General features: G+C 64.6%; 4 protein-coding genes. All 4 read right to left on the bottom strand.

Going from position 1 to position 4,758, the window contains the following annotated elements; all coding sequences use genetic code 11:
- Window positions 1-320, bottom strand: a 320-nt coding sequence (locus AUR66_RS17005) for an NRDE family protein (RefSeq protein ID WP_197409847.1), incomplete at its 3' end; no start/stop codon positions are given.
- A gap of 50 nt (window positions 321-370) precedes the next feature.
- Window positions 371-2,818, bottom strand: coding sequence for a dihydropteroate synthase (gene folP, locus AUR66_RS17000; protein WP_058573372.1), 2,448 nt, complete (start codon window positions 2,816-2,818; stop codon window positions 371-373).
- A 62-nt stretch (window positions 2,819-2,880) separates the two neighbouring features.
- The gene (locus tag AUR66_RS16995; protein WP_058573373.1) at window positions 2,881-3,309 is read right to left on the bottom strand and encodes a universal stress protein; all 429 of its coding nucleotides are present in this window, start codon (window positions 3,307-3,309) and stop codon (window positions 2,881-2,883) included.
- 275 nt (window positions 3,310-3,584) lie between these two features.
- Window positions 3,585-4,758, bottom strand: a 1,174-nt coding sequence (gene purH / locus AUR66_RS16990) for a bifunctional phosphoribosylaminoimidazolecarboxamide formyltransferase/IMP cyclohydrolase (protein ID WP_058573371.1), incomplete at its 5' end; no start/stop codon positions are given.

Raw genomic sequence — 4,758 nt, 5'->3', positions numbered from 1 at the left:
ACGGAGTGTTCGACGAATCGGGCGGCGTCTTCGGCCGTCTCGTGACGCAGTGCGTCGCGGACGAGGTGCCCGCGAGAGCGCTCACCGCCGCCGTCCACCTCGACCCAGCGGTTCGTGATGCCGACGAAGACACCTGCGTCGTTGTGGCCGACCCACGTACCTCCGGCCTCTGCATCGCGCGGGGCGACTATCGCAGGGCCATCGCCGTTTTCCCATCGCTGTGGCGGTTCAGCGGGCCTGTCGAGCAGTTCGTCGCGGTTGGCGGCGACGACGACGGGCGCATCTTCGAACACCTGCCACGCGAGGATGAGTGTACACACGACTGGAGGTAGGAACCCGGGGTGGAAAAATGTCTGTCCAGCGGTGGTGGCTACTCGTCGTCTTCGAACCGACTCAGGTCGCGCGACGCGAGTGCGACGTTCACGGCCGCGACGTTCTCCGGCACGTCGTGGACGCGGACGATGTCCGCCCCCCGGTCTGCCGCGATAGCCGTCCCGGCGATGGTGGCCGCGAGGTTGTCCCCCGTCTCTTCGCCGACGAGCGAGAACATCGACTTGTGCGAGTGACCGACGAGGACCGGACACCCGAGCGCCGACAACTCGTCGATGCGGCCGAGCAGTTCGAAGTTCTCGGCGTTGGACTTCCCGAACCCGAGGCCGGGGTCGACGATGACGTTGTGCCGCGGGATGCCCGCCTTCTCGGCGAGCAGGACGCGCTCTGTGAGTTCGTCGACGACGTCTTCGACAACGTCGTCGTAGTCGATTTCTTTGTCCGGAATCACTGGTGCGTCGATGCTGTGCATCACGATGACCGGCACGTCGCGTTCGGCCGCGAGGAAGCGCATCTCGGGGTCTTCGAGGCCGGTCACGTCGTTGAGGATGTCGGCACCGGCGTCGAGGGCCGCCTCGGCGACGGCGGCCTTTCGGGTATCGACCGAGACGAGTGCGTCGAGGTCCGAGATGGCCTCGATGACGGGCGTGACCCGACGAATCTCTTCGTCCACCGGGACTTCTTCAGCGCCCGGTCGGGTGCTTTCGCCGCCAACGTCGATGATGTCGACACCGGCGTCGACCATCGCCTGCGCCTGTGTGACGGCGGCGTCGATATCGTAGAACTGGCCCCCGTCGTGGAAACTGTCCGGCGTGACGTTGAGGATACCCATGACGGCGGTGCCCTCTTCCCACGGGTAGCCGTGCGATTCAGCTTCGTCGCCGATGTCGACGCTCCTCCGAATCTCTTCAGCGAGTTCGGAGAGGGCGTACGGTCGCTCTCGGAGGGCCACGGTCAAGCGTCGGAATTGCGCCAGCGTGGCCATCAGCACCACGTCTACGAGTTCACCGCCGTCACTGTGGCCCGAGACAGCGCACTCGCCACCGATGGCGAGGAGTTCTTCGCGGAGAATCGCTGCTTGGCGTCCCTGCACGCGGGTTCGAACCGTTCGGAAGACGCCCTTCTCGGCACGCTCCGCATCCGCGGACGCGACGTGTACTCGTTCGAGCGTCTCACGGGCGTCGTCCAGCGTCCGGTGGGTCTTCGGAATCATCGCCCGCGTCCACGTCGTCCGCGCCTCGGCGACGACGTAGAGTGACCCGACGACGAGGATACAGTCGTCGGCGTCGGCGTGTTTTCGTGCCTGCGTGAGTGCGGATGCGACTGCATCACCTGTGCGAACGTCGTCGATACCGGTTCGGTCGAAGACCGCAGCGAGGATTTCGGGGTCTTCGGCCCGGGAGATATCGGCGTGGCAGGTGACGACGGAAGAAACGTCGGGGAGTGCGTCCACCATCTCGCGGTGGTCTTTGTCGTGCATCGCGCCGTAGACGAGGTGCAAGTCGTCGTAGTCGAACTCGTCGAGGACCGTCGCCAACTGCGTACACGCGTCGGGATTGTGCGCGCCGTCGAGGACGACCATCGGGTCCGTCTCCATGACTTCGAATCGACCGGGCCAGTGAGCGTTTCGCATCCCGCGGTGAATCGCGTCACCAGAGATGTCCGGAGCGACCTGTCGCGCGAGTGCGACTGCGATACCAGCGTTTCGAGCCTGGTACGCCCCCAACAGTGGGATTCGGAGGTCGAGTGTCTCGTCGTCGGTTTCGACGGTGACGGCCGCCTCTTGGTGATTCACGCGCCCACCGTAGGTCGCCCGAACGTCGGCATCCGACACGTCGTCGCCGACAGTCAGCACGTCACCGACTTCGTCGCGGATGACGTCGAGGGCCTCGTCGGTCGCACCGGTCACGAGCGGTGCATCAGCGGGTGCGACGGCGGCTTTCGTCCGCGCAATCTCCTCGATAGTGTCGCCGAGGACCGCCGTGTGTTCCAGTGAGACGTTGGTGACGGCGCTGGCGATGGGGTCGACGACGCTCGTCGCGTCGAGTTCGCCACCCATGCCGACTTCGAGGACTGCCACGTCCACGTCCGCCTCCGCGAAATACCAGATGCCGAGTGCCGTCATCGTCTCGAAGAAGGTGAGCGGTTCGCCGTCGGCGGCACGTTCGACCAGATATGGTTTCGCTTCGGCGACGAACGCCGTCAGCGCGGACTCGGGTATCTTTCGGCCATCCACGCGGATGCGCTCGCGGATGTCGTCGAAGTGAGGCGAGGTGTAGAGCCCGACGCTCTGGCCCGATTCGCGGAGCGTCGACTCCAGCATCCGGGCGGTGCTTCCCTTTCCGTTCGACCCCGCGACCTGCACGAACGAGACTCCCTCGTGTGGGTCACCGAGATGAGAGAGTAACCGCTGAATCGACTCGGTCCCCGGCTTGACCTGGAAACGCCGGAGGTCGAAAAGGAAGTTCACCGCCTCGTGGTACTCCATACGCAAAAAACCCGCACGGTGGGCTTAGGCCTAACGCTCCGTGGCCACCGTCTCGTCCCGCGTTACTCGTCGATGTGGACGACGAGAACCGGCCGCTTCGCGTTCTCGACGACGCGTTCGGTGACGCTGCCGAGCGACGTGAGTTTGTCACGCCCGGTCCGCCCGTGGGTCCCCATCACGACCACGTCGACGTCGTGTTCGTCGGCGTATTCGAGGATGACTCGGTGCGGCACGCCTTCTCGGACTGCCGTCGTCGTGTCGCACTTGTCTTTGCACTCCGCGGCGCACTTTTCGACGGCGTCGACGGCATCGTCTCGAAGCGCTTGGATGACGGCGTCCTGCTGGTCGCCGCCAGCGGCGAGGTAGACGCGCTGGTCGACGACTGAGAGGACGTGGACTGTCGAGTCGGCACCAGCGAGTTCGAGTGCGTGTTCGATTGCCTGCATCGTTCCCGGACTGCCGTCAGTCGGTACCAGAATATCCTCGTACATACCCATGTGTTCTCCTCGCCGACACTTGAAGCATCGCGTTGGTTCTAGAAATTGGGAACGGGGTTTGGTGTGAGGAGGGAGCGTGGGTTGAGTGGGCTGGCTTGAGGACGTGGGTTGGGAGGACTGGATTCAGAATGTGGATTGGGTGGACTGGCGTTAGAACGTGGTTTGGGTGGACTGGCTTGAGGAACTCGCTCGCGTTGCTCGCTCGTTCCTCAAGTCGCGTGAGACGCGCTTTGCGCGCCTCACTGACTTCAGACACTCTTGCGTTTCACTCAGTCGTGGCGGAAGCACCTCTGCCCGGTGAACACCATCGCAATCCCACGCTCGTCGCACGCCTCGATGACCTTCTCGTCGTTGACCGACCCACCGGGCTGGATGACCGCCTCGATACCCGCGTCTGCGGCCTTCTCGACGCCGTCCGGGAACGGGAAGAACGCGTCAGAGGCCATGATGGCACCCTGTGCGTCCTTGCCTTCGGCGTGTTCTTCCGCCTTCATCGCGGCGAGTTCGACCGCATCGACGCGGGAGACCTGTCCCATGCCGACGCCGACCGTCTCGGTCCCTTTGGCGAAGAGAATCCCGTTGGACTTCACGTGCTTCAGGACCTTCCACGCGAACAGCATCGTCTCTAACTGCTCGTCGGTCGGTTCCGTCTCCGTGACGACTTCCAGGTCGTCCAGCGTCGGCGTCCAGAGGTCTCGCTCCTGGACGAGTCGGCCGCCGACGAGGGCTTTCTCGGTGTAGGTCTCGGTTCGCTCGCCGAGTTCACCGACATCGAGGACGCGGAGGTTCTTCTTCTCGGTGAGGATGTCGAGGGCGGCGTCGGTGTAGCCCGGCGCGACGACGACTTCCTTGAACGAGTCGACGACGAGTTCGGCCGTCTCGGCGTCGCACTCGCGGTTGAGGGCGACGATGCCACCGAAGGCGCTCATCGGGTCCGTGGCGAGTGCGTCCGCGTAGGCCTCTGCGAGGGTGTCTGCGGTGGCACACCCGGCGGGGTTCGTGTGTTTGATGACCGCGGCGGCGGGTTCGTCGAACTCCTTGATGAGGTTCAGTGCGCCGTCGGCGTCGTTGTAGTTGTTGTACGAGAGGCCCTTCGCGCCCTCGTTGAGTTGGGGTGCACCGACGACGGAGGCTTCGTCACACGTCTCGTCTACGTAGACGGCGGCGTCCTGATGCGGGTTCTCGCCGTAGCGAAGCGTGTCGTAGCGGTCTTCGGAAGTGAGGCGACGTTCTGGGAGACCGGCATCCACGTCGCCCTCGATGGTGACGCCGTCGTCTTCGACCGTCACACGACCCTCGGCGAACCAGCGGACTGCGCGCGGATACGCCTTGAACTCGGCCTCGTAGAGGACACGGTTCTTCAGGGCGTCCTCGTCGTCGTCCGTGTAGACGGGGACTGCTTCCTGCGTCACGATTGGGCCGGCGTCGACTTCCTCGTTGACG

This window comes from Haloferax profundi, assembly GCF_001469865.1.
GTDB lineage: Archaea > Halobacteriota > Halobacteria > Halobacteriales > Haloferacaceae > Haloferax > Haloferax profundi.
Note: the sequence above shows the minus strand (reverse complement) of the source record. Positions and strands in the feature narration are given on the sequence as shown.